Genomic DNA, 14670 nt, shown 5'->3' with positions numbered 1-14670 from the left:
TATATCCTCACTTAAAACGTTACACTATTCAGTAAAATGAATGATGGCGTTCACTTATTATCTAAAACCCGCTGAACTGCGGGTTTTTTATTGTTTTTAATCCCCCATAATAGTTACGATTGTAGTCTTTGACACCTAGGATACAGAGATATTATTTAACTTTACTATCACATTGGTATTCAGGCTTCTTTAACAAGGTGAATGTAAAGATAGCCCCATAAATTGCAGTAAAAAATATGCTTGGCATAATCGTCAGTAGTAAGTTGGGTGTTTGATTAAGGACATTAATCAAATAAACCATGCTTGATTGCATTAACAAAGGAGGAAGAATCGCCATGTATGGGTGGTCGTGGCATTTCATTTTATTTATTACCCAAATTAACAGCGTGCTAAAAGTTAATGTCATAAACGCGCTGTACGTGCTCTGAATGAGCGCTGTTCGTAATAACAAGGCTACATCATCTGTTACTCTACTATTGGCGTACCACGTCCATGCAAAGTAAAAAATAAAACTGATCAATACAGGTAATATTGTGTGTTTATTTGCGATCATTGAATAGCCTAAATAATAAAAAAGTCGCTTACTGATGTTTAAACAGTAGCATAATCGTCGACTCATATAATTGAATTTCACCGCGAGCAGGGTAATCTTGCTTTAAAATACTCTGTTTATTCTACTTATGTTTAGTGTAACCACAGCCTAAAGTTGTTATGAATATAAAAAATAATTTTTACTATCATCTAGACTGACTTAATCAAAATATCATGATTTAATTGTTTTTACTCTATTAAATTAGCTCAAGTTTTGTCTTCTTACTTTGAAAATACAACCCTGGCTGAAGCCTTTTTCGCTAAAACTGTAACCCATTTTATAGCTATTATAACCAAGTTTGCAGAGTATACAGGGGAGACACGTAAACGTTTTACTTGCCCTTTTATTCACCAATTTATACAATAGTCCTATTTTATAGACCATACTTAGTCAATTAATATTTCAAATGTTGTTATTAAGCCAAGTCAAAAGAACACACATGGAGGTCAAGCGAACAGCGTTATATTTTATAAATACTCAGTTAAAGGTGTAGGGTAATTGAAGATACTCTTCAGCCAATATTTTTTACTTAAGCTTAATGCTATATGCATTTTGTTTATAGTTTCGCTTCCTGTTTTTGCCACTTCAACAATCATAGCGCCAACCTTTATTGTAAATGTAATATCAGACGTTAATGTAAAAAAAAAAACCGACGTTATTCCCCAAGTTATCCATTACAATTTTGCTTCAATTGAACTATTAATTGAGCAAGAAATTGGTCGAATTGTTCTCCCTCAAATTTATAAAAATATAGGTATTAATATCACGGTTACCCCATTACCAGCACAAAGAGCGCAACTTGTCGCAAACACGGGGGAGAAGGACGGGGAAATAATGAGAATTTGGTCATATGGCATTGAAAATAATCAAATGATTAGAGTAGCCACTCCTTATTATTACCTGGAAACCATGCCTTTTAGTCTTAAAGAACGTCAACTTATTATTCATGAAATAGACGATTTGAAAAAGTATAAATTGGCTAAGATCCGTGGTGTAAAGCATACGAGTAATATAACGAGGGGTTTAAGTGAAATTTATGAAATGAACAGTACTGAAAATATGTTTAAGGTACTGAAAAAGGGGCTAGTCGATGTCGTATTAACGAATACGCTTGATGGAGAGTTGACCTTAAAGCGTTTAGGTTACAAAAATATTATACCGACGAGTAGACCTTTAGCTGTGTTACCGCTTTATCATTATATTAATAAAAACCACGCAACACTAGTGCCTATTATTAATCAAGAAATCTTACGTCTTCAAGAAAGCGGTGAATTGAAAAAGTTAATAGAATTGGCTGAGCTAGATGTTTTCAGTGTTAATCGTCGGTAATTTATACTCATTAGCGATCATTAAGTTGAATAGCAATTTGTATAATGGCTAAAAATCGAATCATTATTTATTATTATTTTCAAAGAATAACCATTATAAGTAAAGTGTAAATGATTACTAGGGTAAATATGAATAGGGTGAATCGTTAAGTGATATCACCCTTGGGATTAATTACGAGATGGAAATTGACCTTCCGTACATATAATGTAATTTACCGCTAAGTAAGGAGGCAAATTATTAATTGGTTGATTTTCTCCCTTACTTTCTTGTTGAACTTCTATGGTACTTCCATTCATTTGTGTGTCTGAAGCTAGATTAGAATAAGAAATAGAGGTACCGCCAGCATCAGATGACCAACTATTTTCAACAGGTGTACTAGTATTACCTGGACCATTAACACACATTGCCCTGGCAGTAACTTGGTGGTTATGACTCGGCATTTGTTCTTCAATAAGTGTGTGTTTCTCGCTACCCCCGTGTTGACCTAATCTAACAGGCGTCAAGCCTGGTCCTCCCCCTGGATGGGTAGATGTTCTTCCTCGTAAATCAGGTAAAGCAAAAGTGCTGCGTCCATCTCCTCCGTAAGTTGTCCCTATAATGGCATATAGTGATTGGTTTTGTGAAATAGCGATTAGCTGACCATCACATAAAGCCCAATTTCTTGGTGCAAAATTACCTGCAAACATTAATAGTTGACCTATGTATCCTTCCATAATATTTTCCTTGTATATTAATTTTATGTTGCTGGTTTTTACTAACACTCAGTAAAATCAGCATATTAATGATGAAGAGGCAACATTGTTATCTCTTCATCCTATCGATACCATCAGGTATTGAAATAAGGGCTTATCTGCGGCTATAGCGTTTAAAACTTAACAATGCGACTGCAAACAATAATAAAGTACTTGGCTCAGGTACATCAGTAGGGGTTCAGGGTCAACGACATCTTGAGTGGTTATATTTAATGTTGAATGAACTAAGAGAAAAGCATTATATCGTGACTCACTTACTACTTGTGTTAGTCCATTAGTGAGTAAACCTGTTCCACCAATGTCTAAATTAGCTGAAAATAGCCCATCAGCTAAACTAGCAAAAAGGCTAGTGCTTAAATTCATCGTGTAAATTTTGAATTGTCTATCAAGGGAGCCTCCAGCAGACTCAAACAATGCATCTAATTCAGTGGTAAGGTTCATGCCATCTAGTGCAAACGAATCTAACTGACTACCTGATGCAGAAGAGTCATGATCCCAAATACCAAAACTAAATGTTGCACTAAGAATCGTATCGGTAATTGGACCATAATTGAATGACCAATTAACATTTTTGGGATCCAATATAATCTCATGCCCTCTAACAGCGTCAAAAGGGGGGACCTGGCCGTATGATATACCACCGGCACAGACTAGATCACAGGGGTAGGCATGTCGCCATCAACTAACCCTGATGCACCATTTCCTAATGTAATGCTGATAATGCCAGCATTAGCTACCGAAGTGAGTACGAAAAACGACAAAGCGCATAGTGATAATAATTTATTAGATACAGAGTTTTTCATGTCTAAATTCCATTTTAGTGATGCTTGTTTAGTGACTTAATCGTGATATAGGCATGTAGCGTACCAAGGTATAAAAAATGGACTGTACAGAAAGAAAACGATTGTTGTTTGTTATAAAGTGTAAAGAATGCTGACATGAATAGGGTGTTTTTACCTATAAAGTATCCGATATTTATCCTTATCTAAAAGAGGAGGAACGAACATGGTTCTGACTTATTTATCACTTTAAAGCTCTTTAATTATCTAAAAATAATTTAGTTTTGAGGTTGAATAATTATAAGGATTTATTTTCTCCCTCTTGAATTAAATACTGCGCTTTGGGATATAGAGGAGTATTTTAATATCCGTTTATTATTGATATGGTGGATGTATATTTTTGAGTTTTATCAAAGTGTATTTAGAGGTCTCAGTTCATTTTATTAAAAATTTTATTAAAAGTATCTTAGTGTTATTTATTACTTTATCGAGTTGGGCTGTTTTAGCTCAGGAAGATAGTTCAGACCGATCAGATATCTTGGCGCAAAATAAAGCTTTCTCTAAGCTTTCATTAATGGTGATATTGATAAGCTGATGGCTATCTATACACCAAATGCTCATGTTATCAGTGGTGATAAGAAAATCACAAGTGATAATTTAGCCATTAAAAAATATTGGACACCAAATAAAGAAAGTCAATGGCAGCTTATTTCATATACTGTCATATCGGAAGAGTTAATAATAGAAGGAAACATGGCTAGCGATATTGGCTATTATACCGGCGATTCTCAGTATCAAGAGGGTCGTAAAAGAGAGTTTAGTGGTGCTTATGTTATTGTTTGGAGAAAAATAGACGGGGTTTGGCTTATACATCTTGATATGTGGAATAGCTCAAAGTAACCAGGTTAATAGTAAAATTAGAGTGTATAGATTAAAGGAAGGATTCATTCATTTTTTGCAAGTTGCTCAATTCTTTTTTTAATATAATAAAAGATGCATAAAAAACAAACCCTGACTTTTAAACCCATTATTTTTTCAATGGGTTATTTTTATTTGTTTGTGGCATTATTAATGCAGCCTTAGGTACTAAGCTATATTTAAAACCGAGGGTAGTAGTATGATTAGCAATAATTTTACGCCAAAAGACGATTAATACTTTCAGCAAAAAATCTTTATTCTTTTTAGCAAGAGAGAAAAGAAATATTGGATAACAGCCACAAAAATGAAAGTATTGATATTGAATTATCACTCAATGAAGATAATGAACATTATATACTTGGGTATAATTAAACGACAGTTAGCTCCTCTTTATTATGGAGTGAGAATTTATTAGCTATGCTAATTTGGACAATAAATTATGTTATTAGAACTTTAAAAGGCCAGCATTGCTGGCCCTCATATTAATGTCGTTTTATACTTACTGACAGTTGACACCAACAGCTGAAAAAGCTGATGATACGTCACTTGAATTTAAACCAAGATCCGCCGCTGCAGATTCAACACCACAAGCGCCCGCATTAAAAGTAGAACTTGCTGTCCAGTACAAATCGTTGGCTCGTAGCATTAAACCAAATGCCGTTTCAACAGACCAGCCATTAGTCATTGCTAACAAGTAGAAAGCTTTGTTGTAAACGCCTGAGCTCAAATGTACATCTAAGCCATTAGTCATATCCGAAGCATGAGCAATTGAGCGACCATCTTTTGTTGGATCATCCATATAACGTAATGCACCGTTACCTTTAAATATTTGCTCTCCAACCATCCAGTCGTTCGTGCCGTGCATAAAGTTTTCTGCAGCTTCACCCGCCATATCAGAGAATGCTTCGTTCATACCACCAGATTCACCACTATAAACTAAACCAGAACGTTGTTCTGTAACACCATGGCTAACTTCATGAGCAGACACATCAAGGCTAACTAATGGGTGGAATGTAGTTGCCCCATCACCAAAAGACATTGCTGTACCATCCCAAAATGCATTTTCATAGTTACGTCCGTAATGAACACGCATTTCTAATTTTTGTGATAAAGGAGTTACGCCGTACCATTCGCCGTACATATCAAATATAACATTACCAAAAGCTTGAGCATCGTTCATTGGCGCAAAAGCACCATTTGTTAAATCTTCACCTGTATCGCCACAAGTTACTTGTGCAGTACTTCCGCGACGTGTGCTGTTACCCATATCAGTTGTTATAACATTTGGGCTATCTAATGAACAAGTCGAGCCATTTGAAGTGGCTATAAGATTCGCGAAGTCAGTGCCATAATAGTAAATGCCTGTTTTAGAGTTACCACCGGGGCCTGTTAATGTTGTAGGTGTTGTTGACCCGCCACCACTACCGCCACCAGGTTTACCTTTTACTGATTTTTGCGCATGATTAATGCCTTCCCAAGACATTAATATTCCGCCATCGTTTGCATCAATAAATGCCATTGGACGACTTGGTACATCACTCTCACTTGTTAGGTATTCAACTCGATAAGCTAACTGTGCTTTATTGTCACTGTTTACATAAATAACTAAATCAGTTTTTGAATTTTTAATATTATTGTGACCCAGTAGCTGTTTTAACTTACCAAGCGCTTTGCCGTTCAGCATACCTGGTGTTACTGAATTTAAATCATCAGAAATGTTAACCATTAAAGAACCCTGCAAACCAACATTACGACCAGCACTATCTTGTTCTACTACTAGTGACTGTCCGAATACGGGAACACCTTTATAAAACATTTGCGCTTTTTGTTTGGTATTTCCTTTTACGGTTGAAAAGGACTTACCATTGTTAAAACTGTAATCAGCACTTAATTGTGCAACATTATTAATTGATTTACCGTTCATGTTGCTGTGATTTGCACTGACACTATTAGCAGCCATTACTGATGTTGATGCTGAAAGAGCTATTAAAGTTGCTACAGATAATTTTGTTAAGTTCATTATATTAAACCTCTGATTATTATTTTATAGTTTTTATATGTACTAACGTAAAAGTATTATCAAATGATGTTGATAATCATTAAGTTTGTAACTTGATATTAAAGATTCACTTAGTGTGACGCTTTAATAAAGCATGCAATGAGTATTGTAGTTTTATGGGATATATTAATAGCAAAAAAACGGCGATTTTTAGGATTAAAACGACAAAATATAAATGAATTTGATTGTGCCATTTGAATATTTTTTGGGTTTTTAATAGTTAACTGCCTGTTATTTTGCGTAATTTTATATATTTAAACAATTAGATTATAATTTATGTGGTCAATGAAAAAGAGTAGTGCTAAGTAACTCATAATTTTTTCTTGTTACCTTACTTATCCGTTATTTCATCGTTTTAAGTTTTTACTTTGTAGCTTAAATATTGTTTTTTTGTTGTGAATAAATGGATAAATGGATAAAAGTTTACTTATTAAGGAATAAAATGAAAAAAACACTTCATATATCGATAATTACTTCGGTGTTACTTTTTAGCTGTTTTGCTTTTTCATTTGATGAAAAAAAATTTATCAGTGTTGAACAAGTTAATACTCAGTGTTTATCAAACAAATGGCAAAAACAAAATTTATAGCAATTAAAAGAAAATAAATTTACGCTTGAAAATAAAGTAAAAAAAGAAGCTTTAGCATTACAATTACTTCATTGTTTAGCACATCCTGACACAAAAATAAGAGATGGAATTGCGTTTAATGCATTAAGTTTTTGGCTAAGGACAGGGCAACTTAGTGAAAAAGTACAACTAGATATGTATCATTACTTAACCAACGTCCTTGCATCTGAAGTAGATGATTCCGCGGGGGTTTATCAAACATTTTCAATATTAATGCTGTCTGAAGTTTCGAGAGTAGATCGTAAAAAACCTTTTTTAACTGATGTTCAAAGAGATTACTTAGTTAATATTGGTACTGACTTTTTGATTAATTTAAGGGATTATCGTGGCTTTTCAACTAAAGTGGGTTGGAGACATGGGGTTGCACATTCATCAGATCTTATGCTGCAATTAGCTTTGAATCCCGCAATTACAAAAACTCAATGAGATAAAATGCTTAAATCTTTAGCAAGTCAAATTACCGCGCATGAACAACACTATTATATTAATGGTGAGTCAAAGCGTATTGCTATGGCAGTCATCTATATTTTCTTGCGAGGAGAGCACTCTGGAGATGATTGGAATAACTGGTTGAAAAGCGTAACAGACTCATCTCCTTTTAATCATTGGCAAGCAGCATATCAAGACGAAAAAGGTTTAATAAAATTGCATAACACGCAGAGTTTTATCTATGCTTTATACGCCACTATTAAGCCAAGTAAGAACGAAACACTAACGCAAATGGTTCTTAACCTAGAAATGGCAATCAAAGAAGTTAACTAATGAATAACCGCTATCACATACTTAATGGAGATACGCTGAAAAGCCAATGCCCAAAATCTATTTTGGGTGAATTAATTGTTGCTCGTGAATGCTTAGTTGATGGGAATATTCAAGGGGACAACTTGAGTGACTTATTTGGCAACCGATCTGAATATTTAGAGCGTTACCCGCAAGTACCAGAAGGGACTTATTTCAAAAGTACCGTACCAGAAATAACAAAAATAACGAATATTCCACAAGAATCAATTGTATACTGTTGGTTTGAAGATGATCTGTTTTGTCAGGTCAATTTTTGGTTCGTCTTACATTTACTTGCTAAAAATCAGCAGATCTACAAAATATACTTAGTTAGACCTAATCAAGGCAATGAATATAGTTTTGGTGATATGAGCCAGGAAGAGTTAATCACAGCTTTTAATTCAGCTAGCATTATCGAGACATTTGAATGTAAGCGCTTAGGAAATTTGTGGGCTCATTATCAACAAAAGAATTTTGATGAAATGTTAAAAATTGCCGAAAGTCACTTAGATAAGTTTCCTTTTTTACTTCCTGCTATCAATGCAGAAATAGACAGATTACCTGATGATAGTGGTTATGGCAGGCCTGAAAGACAGTTGTTATTGACGATGAAAAATCTAGAGACTCAAGATTTCGCAACGGTATACCGAGTATTTCACCAAAATGAAGCTATCTACCGTTTTGGTGATCTGCAAGTTAAACGAATGTTTGATGAACTTATTAAATCTAGTTCACTGGGTTAAAGCCAAATATTTTAATTTTTTAATAAAACTCAACTTTTGGATGACACGTTTTCAATTCGGACCTTTTGAATAGTTATGGCGAAGTATGACTTACGAAAAACGTCAACCGCTTAAAATAACTTAATAGTTTATAAATTACTGTTAATATTATTGAAGGTAAGCACGGTGTCGGCTGTTTTTCGTTTAGTATTACTCTCAGATAAATTTAAGTCACTGAACAGTATAAAATGAAAAAGGATTTCTAAAAATGACAAGCATACTAAATAACAATCTATTTTTAATCAAAGAGCATGTCGGCATATTCAAAGCGGCTAATAATTATGATGTTTATGATCCTGAAACGGGCAATATCATTATGGAATGTCGAGAGCCAAATTTAGGTTTTTTTACGAAAATGCTGCGTTTTAGCGACTATAAAACCATGACACCGTTTGATGTTCAGATACGCACACCAAACGATCAACGTATTATTAGAATTCAGCGAGGTATATCGCTTTTTGTTTCAAAAGTGACGGTCACTGATAGTGAAAGTAATACTATCGGTTATTTTCAACAAAAACTTTTTTCAATTGGCGGTAAGTTCGATCTTTTTGACAATCAAGACAACCTTGTCTGTCAACTTAAAGGAAACTGGGTTGGCTGGAATTTTCGTTTTATGGACGGTGATCAGGAGTTAGCTCATATTTCAAAAGAGTGGGGCGGAATAGGTAAAGAATTTTTTACCAGTGCAGACAATTATGTACTGGAAATATCTCAAGATGTTCCTGATGATCATCCTGTTAGAAAGCTAATACTGGCTGCCGTTATGTGTATCGATATGGTGTTAAAAGAATAATTGAAAAGAGAATCGTCGTGAATTCCCCTATAATTACTTTTGTTAGTCAACTTTCTCAACGCGAGCAAGCCGATTGGTTAGCGCTATTATCGGCTAAACTGCCTAATGAATGTATAAAGCTCGACCAAGACTTATCTGATAAGGAAAGGCTTCAATGTGAAATTGCTATTGTTGCTAACCCAGAACCCACTATTTTTGCTCAATACCCTAAGTTAATATGGGTACAGAGTTTATGGGCAGGTGTGGATGCACTCGTTTCGCAATTATCAAAGAATAAATCAGACCCCCCTTTTAAGTTAGTGCGTTTAATTGATCCGACATTAGCGCGAACAATGAGTGAAGCAGTATTAACTTGGGTACTGTACTTGCATCGAGATATGCCCATATATTTACAACAACAACAATCAGCACTTTGGCTACAGCATCGCTATGTTCTTCCTCAAGAGCGAACGGTAGGCATTTTAGGTTTAGGTAAACTCGGAAAATGTAGTGCTTTACGGCTGCATGAGAATGGCTTTAATGTGCTTGGTTGGAGTCAAAGTGAAAAGTTAATTAACGGGGTTAATTGCTACTCAGGCGATGACGGATTACTCGCGATGGTGAAACAATGCAATATATTAATTTGTTTACTTCCGCTCACACCAAACACCTACCAACTTATTAATAATAGTCTACTGAGGAATTTACCTTTAGGTGCCAGTGTCATTAATTTTGCCCGAGGTGGTATTGTTGCTAATGACGATCTAATTAAATGCTTAGATATCGGTCATATTAAACATGCCATTTTAGATGTTTTTGAGCAAGAACCTTTAGATGAAGGTGATGCATTTTGGTCACATAAAAAAGTGACGGTACTCCCTCATATTTCTGCACCCACCCACTTTGCCAGTGCTGGCGAAATCGTTGCTAGTAATATCGGTGAATATCGAAGTAACGGTCAGTTACCTGTTTGTATTGATTGGCAACAAGGTTATTAGCACTTTTTATTTTTAAGGATTATCTAAAATTATAAACCGAAAAAAACCTCACAAAGGTTGAGGTTTATTTTCAGTTAATGTTAAAGACCTTTTGAGATGAATTTAGCTAGGTTCATTTAGTCAGACTCAGTTGCTAATATTTCACGAATATTGATATTTTTTTCGTATTTTATAAAGCCTATCTCTTGTGATGTTCTAGCGAGTACCGCCATGCGATCGGCGAGTTCATTACCCTCAATATTAGCGTGGCCTTTAACATGAGTAATAGATATTTGCTTTTTAATTTCTTGATAAAGTGTGTAGCAAGCTTTGACTAATTCTGGATTTTTAATCGCTTCACCGTTAGCTTTTTTCCAACCTTTATTTTTCCATCCTGTTGCCCATTTAGTTATACTGTCGATAGAATATTTCGAGTCAGACAACACTTGAATGGTTTTATCGGGGTTAGTGTCGATATAAGCTTTTGCCAATTTAAAGGCCTGTAACATGCCAATTAACTCAGCGGTATTGTTGGTACCATTTGCGTTATAAGCGCCATACCAGAGGCTACTAATTTCGCCTTGGTGATAAACAGCTACACCTGTTCCTGATTTTCCTGGGTTTGGCGAACATGCACCATCACAATAAATATCAATATTTGATTGAGTTACCTCACGATCGCTACGAACCGTGCTCCCCGCTGGTTTTGTTGAACTTGTCGCTCTACTCGACGACGAACTCGCTGTTTTAGCGGCAGCTGGATATTCAGTTCCTGTTCTTGGTGGCGTTTTTAAAGAGCGCTGGGTTAATGCTTTTGTGTATGTTGATTTAAAAGCAGCTTCGGCTTCGGCCTGTGAAGGGAATCCCATAAATTGTGCATCTGCACGGCCTGACGTTACTGACTGAACCGTCGTCCAATTATCAAACACACCGGTTTTTGACCCTTTCCAAACGACGTAATATTTTTTACTCATGTTCTTTTACTCATGTTCTTTTATTGAATGTTTATTTATGTTTATTTTTAGCTGATAACGACCAAATTAATAAGACAATACCCGCAATGAAAAAGGGAATACTCAGCATTTGTCCGGTATTTAATGCCCATATTGATTCATACGCGGCTTGTTTCACTTTTACCGACTCTATTAAAAATCGAGCCGTGAAGGTTAAAATCAAAAATAAGCCCAATAATGAACCCTTGGGTGTTTTATCTTTTGATTTTTTATAGATAAAGAAGAGAATAATAAAAATCAGTAAATACGCTATGGCTTCATAAAGTTGCGCGGGGTGGCGAGGTATATTATCTATACGCGCAAAAATAATAGCCCAAGGCGCATCACTGGCAACGCCTAATATTTCAGAATTAACAAAGTTAGCTGAACGAACAAATACACCAAAGAGAGCGGTACAAATAGCTAATCGGTCGAGTAGCCATAAATAGTTTTCTTGATACTTTCTTGCGTATATACCTAATGCAACTATGAGTCCTAAACCGCCGCCATGGCTGGCAAGTCCACCTTCCCAAATGGCAAGTATCTTCAATGGGTTAGCAAAGTAATATTGCGGGTCGTAAAAAAAACAATGGCCTAAGCGAGCACCAATAATGATACCAAATACGGCATACATGAGTAAATTGTCGAGCGCCTCAATATCTTTGTGCTCTGTTTGATAAACCCATTTCATCACCTGTAGGCCTGAAATGATTGCCGCTGCAAAAAGAGCGCCATACCAATGAATCGTTAACGGACCAATAGAAAGTAAAACTGGATCAATATCCCAAATAAAATGTTGCAATGAAAAAACCTTATTTATACGTATGCAATGAGTTTGTTATTGATGAACAACAACCATAAAGTCGCTATTATGTCAGTCAATTAGCGATAAAACGAGCGTAAAGTTGTAATGAAAAATTATAGTTTAGGAAAGAGCAATCTTCAGTCATCACGATTAATCTATGGTTGTATGCGAATTGCAGGTGATCAGTCAGTAAATGATATTGCTAACGGTAAACTTGCTGTTCATAGTGCAATCGATGCTGGATACAATCACTTTGATCACGCAGATATTTATGGTGGTGGGGCGAGTGAGCAATTATTTGGTGAATTGTTAAAGCGATCACCACACTTGCGAGAGAAAATGATCCTCACCTCCAAAGCAAGTATTCGCCCAAAAAACAATGAGAACCCTTATGCGCCAACACGTTATGATTTTAGTAAACAATATATTTTATCGAGTGTAGAAGGTTCTTTAAAGCGTTTGCACACAGAACAACTTGATCTTTTTTTATTACATCGTCCAGACTACTTACTTGATATTCATGAAGTTACTGAAACATTCAAGCAACTTAAAGCCAGTGGTAAAGTTGCCCACTTTGGGGTGAGTAACTTTAAACCCTCGCAAGTGGCTATGTTGCAAAGTGCTTTAGGTTTACCATTATTGGTTAATCAGGTGGAAATTAATATTCATAATATTGATGCACTTAATGACGGTACATTGGATCAATGTCAACAGCATAGTATTACACCTATTGCTTGGTGTCCCCTCGGAGGTGTTGCTTACGCTGCATGGGGCAATACTTTCTTGGCAAAAGACGAACAACGCATTGCTGGTGAATTAACATTGCAAGCGCAAAAATATAACTGTGAAGCTTGGCAAGTTATTCTCGCTTGGTTATTAAAGCACCCTGCAGACATATTTCCTATTATTGGTTCAACCACACCTGAACGTATTGTAGCGGCAAAAGTCGCACTTGAACTTAACTACAGCCGCGAAGATTGGTATCGATTATTGGAAGCCAGAAATGGTCAATCAGTTCCATAACTAATAACTATCAATAATAAGTTATCGTTTATCGGTAAATAAGGGGTTGAAATTCAGATTGTATCTGCTACATTAAGCTTATCGAATCAATTTAGATTATGAGTTTTATGTTACCGCATTATCGGATAAGCAAAGTAAGTAAAATCGTTAGGGCATTAGTGGCACTCTTCGTTATGATGCAAATTTTCAGTTTTGCACTTTTGTTATTACTAGGAATTAATAATAATGGCACCTATGAGCTTTCTGAACATTTTTCATTTATTTCTTCTGCTGCCAGTATCGATTTTTCAGGTAGCTGGGAAAATTTAGCGTTAGCCTTAACGGATGAAGGTTTTAACGCTTTGCTTATACTAGGCAGTGCAGATTTGTTGCCAAGCCTTTTAATTTATTGGTCTTTGTTTAAGTTATTTGGTTTATATCAGCAGGGTTTAGTCTTCACTGTCGCCAATATTCAATGCATTAAAAATATTGGTACTGTGCTGTTAGCTTGGATTGCCTTAAAGCTTCTTTATCCGATAGTGGTGACCTTAGTATTACGATTTTCAGGCGCTTCTGATACGTTATCGTTATACATAAGCTTAGGCTCTGATGAGTTAAGATTTTTATTAATTGGTTTAGTGATATACGTGATAGCTTGGATAATGAGCGAAGCGACTAGCTTGCATCAAGAGCAGGAGTTAGTTATCTAGTGGCTATGATTATAGAACTGGACGTTATGCTAGCAAAACGTAAAATGAAATTAAACGATCTTGCTCTGTCAGTAGGTATCACAGCACAAAATTTATCGGTGCTTAAAAGTGGTCGGGCAAAAGCAATACGATTCTCAACACTTGAAGCGATATGCAAAACGCTAGAATGTCAGCCAGGCGACATTTTACTTTACGAAAAAGATCAACAAACAAGGAATGATGATGAATAAATCTTTAGTCATAATGCTTTTAGGTAGTTGCTTCGCCACGAGTATTTCAGTGGTAGCAAACGATGACGAACCTTATAAATTTGTGGCTTTGAACTTAACGAAATACGATAGCCTAAAAAACGTAGATTTAAGTCACACTACAATTGATTTAGTGCCGGAGATTTCTTTTGGGGTAGGCAAGCATTATCAATTAAACGAAGATTGGCAAGTTGCCACAGAGATTTCGCTGCATTATGCTAAAGCACATTTTAGTGGTTTAGTTGAAAAGACGAATGTTAATAACTTCTCTGCAGAGCAACAAATTTTTTCGGGTAATTATGACGCGCTTGGTTTATGGGCTACATCACGTTTTAAGTATGTTAGCTTGAGTGAAAATGTATCTCCTTTTATCGAGTTAGCTGTTGGCGCCGTACAAACGAACCACGGTACACTTTTTGGTGAAGAAAAAAACCAAGATCTTGCTTATAAAGCGATAACAGGTGTAGAGTTTGAAGTCGCTAACGACATGACTTTCTCTATTGGCTTTGGTCTTTCAGATAACGACAACAATCTTTGATTTT

Annotated in this window: 16 protein-coding genes and 2 pseudogenes; 12 read left to right on the top strand and 6 right to left on the bottom strand. The window is 35.6% G+C overall.

Annotated elements, in window-relative coordinates:
- Positions 1–151 precede the first annotated feature (151 nt).
- The gene (locus tag H4J52_RS16730) at positions 152–553 is read right to left on the bottom strand and encodes a hypothetical protein (RefSeq protein ID WP_182178379.1); all 402 of its coding nucleotides are present in this window, start codon (positions 551–553) and stop codon (positions 152–154) included.
- Between the two features lie 537 nt (positions 554–1090).
- Here H4J52_RS16730 and H4J52_RS16725 point away from each other — a divergent pair.
- A complete protein-coding gene (locus H4J52_RS16725) occupies positions 1091–1921 on the top strand; it encodes an ABC transporter substrate-binding protein (RefSeq protein WP_259367879.1) in 831 nt (276 codons plus the stop codon).
- A 167-nt stretch (positions 1922–2088) separates the two neighbouring features.
- On the opposite strand, the gene H4J52_RS16720 is transcribed toward H4J52_RS16725, so the two are convergent.
- On the bottom strand, positions 2089–2634 hold the full coding sequence (locus H4J52_RS16720) for a phage tail protein (protein ID WP_182178381.1): 546 nt from the start codon (positions 2632–2634) through the stop codon (positions 2089–2091).
- Between the two features lie 133 nt (positions 2635–2767).
- Positions 2768–2821: pseudogene (locus H4J52_RS20560) on the bottom strand (hypothetical protein); the annotation flags it as partial.
- A gap of 521 nt (positions 2822–3342) precedes the next feature.
- Between H4J52_RS20560 and H4J52_RS16710 the strand changes: the two are divergent.
- Positions 3343–3516, top strand: a complete 174-nt coding sequence (locus H4J52_RS16710) for a hypothetical protein (protein ID WP_182225264.1) — start codon at positions 3343–3345, stop codon at positions 3514–3516.
- Positions 3517–4022: 506 nt separating this feature from the next.
- Positions 4023–4352: a nuclear transport factor 2 family protein gene (locus tag H4J52_RS16705; protein ID WP_310649998.1), complete on the top strand. Its 330-nt coding sequence runs from the start codon at positions 4023–4025 to the stop codon at positions 4350–4352.
- A 517-nt stretch (positions 4353–4869) separates the two neighbouring features.
- Here H4J52_RS16705 and H4J52_RS16700 read toward each other — a convergent pair.
- Positions 4870–6390 (bottom strand): M4 family metallopeptidase, encoded by a 1521-nt coding sequence (locus H4J52_RS16700; protein WP_182225260.1) that lies wholly within the window; start codon positions 6388–6390, stop codon positions 4870–4872.
- Positions 6391–6871: 481 nt separating this feature from the next.
- Between H4J52_RS16700 and H4J52_RS16695 the strand changes: the two genes are divergently transcribed.
- The 5 genes and pseudogenes from H4J52_RS16695 (at position 6872) to H4J52_RS16670 (ending at position 10392) form a co-directional block, all read left to right on the top strand.
- On the top strand, positions 6872–7018 hold the full coding sequence (locus H4J52_RS16695) for a hypothetical protein (RefSeq protein ID WP_182225258.1): 147 nt from the start codon (positions 6872–6874) through the stop codon (positions 7016–7018).
- 174 nt (positions 7019–7192) lie between these two features.
- A pseudogene (locus tag H4J52_RS20145) lies at positions 7193–7819 on the top strand (DUF2785 domain-containing protein).
- Positions 7819–8580, top strand: coding sequence for a DUF1835 domain-containing protein (locus tag H4J52_RS16680; protein ID WP_182225252.1), 762 nt, complete (start codon positions 7819–7821; stop codon positions 8578–8580). The pseudogene H4J52_RS20145 and the gene H4J52_RS16680 overlap by 1 nt, the downstream one beginning before the upstream one ends.
- Positions 8581–8827: 247 nt before the next feature.
- The gene (locus tag H4J52_RS16675) at positions 8828–9415 is read left to right on the top strand and encodes a phospholipid scramblase-related protein (protein WP_182225250.1); all 588 of its coding nucleotides are present in this window, start codon (positions 8828–8830) and stop codon (positions 9413–9415) included.
- A 17-nt stretch (positions 9416–9432) separates the two neighbouring features.
- Positions 9433–10392, top strand: a complete 960-nt coding sequence (locus tag H4J52_RS16670; protein ID WP_220460007.1) for a glyoxylate/hydroxypyruvate reductase A — start codon at positions 9433–9435, stop codon at positions 10390–10392.
- A gap of 116 nt (positions 10393–10508) precedes the next feature.
- On the opposite strand, the gene H4J52_RS16665 is transcribed toward H4J52_RS16670, so the two are convergent.
- On the bottom strand, positions 10509–11345 hold the full coding sequence (locus H4J52_RS16665; protein ID WP_182178404.1) for a ribonuclease H family protein: 837 nt from the start codon (positions 11343–11345) through the stop codon (positions 10509–10511).
- A gap of 31 nt (positions 11346–11376) precedes the next feature.
- Positions 11377–12165 (bottom strand): prolipoprotein diacylglyceryl transferase, encoded by a 789-nt coding sequence (gene lgt, locus H4J52_RS16660; protein WP_182178406.1) that lies wholly within the window; start codon positions 12163–12165, stop codon positions 11377–11379.
- A 108-nt stretch (positions 12166–12273) separates the two neighbouring features.
- Here lgt and H4J52_RS16655 point away from each other — a divergent pair, with 108 nt between their 5' ends.
- The 4 genes from H4J52_RS16655 (at position 12274) to H4J52_RS16640 (ending at position 14666) form a co-directional block, all read left to right on the top strand.
- The gene (locus H4J52_RS16655) at positions 12274–13191 is read left to right on the top strand and encodes an aldo/keto reductase family oxidoreductase (RefSeq protein ID WP_182178408.1); all 918 of its coding nucleotides are present in this window, start codon (positions 12274–12276) and stop codon (positions 13189–13191) included.
- 173 nt (positions 13192–13364) lie between these two features.
- On the top strand, positions 13365–13880 hold the full coding sequence (locus H4J52_RS16650) for a DUF2975 domain-containing protein (protein ID WP_182178410.1): 516 nt from the start codon (positions 13365–13367) through the stop codon (positions 13878–13880).
- Positions 13880–14110, top strand: coding sequence for a helix-turn-helix transcriptional regulator (locus H4J52_RS16645; RefSeq protein WP_182178412.1), 231 nt, complete (start codon positions 13880–13882; stop codon positions 14108–14110). The genes H4J52_RS16650 and H4J52_RS16645 overlap by 1 nt, the downstream gene beginning before the upstream one ends.
- A complete protein-coding gene (locus H4J52_RS16640; RefSeq protein WP_182178414.1) occupies positions 14103–14666 on the top strand; it encodes a hypothetical protein in 564 nt (187 codons plus the stop codon). The genes H4J52_RS16645 and H4J52_RS16640 overlap by 8 nt, the downstream gene beginning before the upstream one ends.
- Positions 14667–14670: the final 4 nt, after the last annotated feature.

The sequence above is a fragment of the Colwellia sp. MB02u-14 genome (assembly GCF_014076915.1).
Taxonomy (GTDB): domain Bacteria; phylum Pseudomonadota; class Gammaproteobacteria; order Enterobacterales; family Alteromonadaceae; genus Colwellia_A.
Note: the sequence above shows the minus strand (reverse complement) of the source record. Positions and strands in the feature narration are given on the sequence as shown.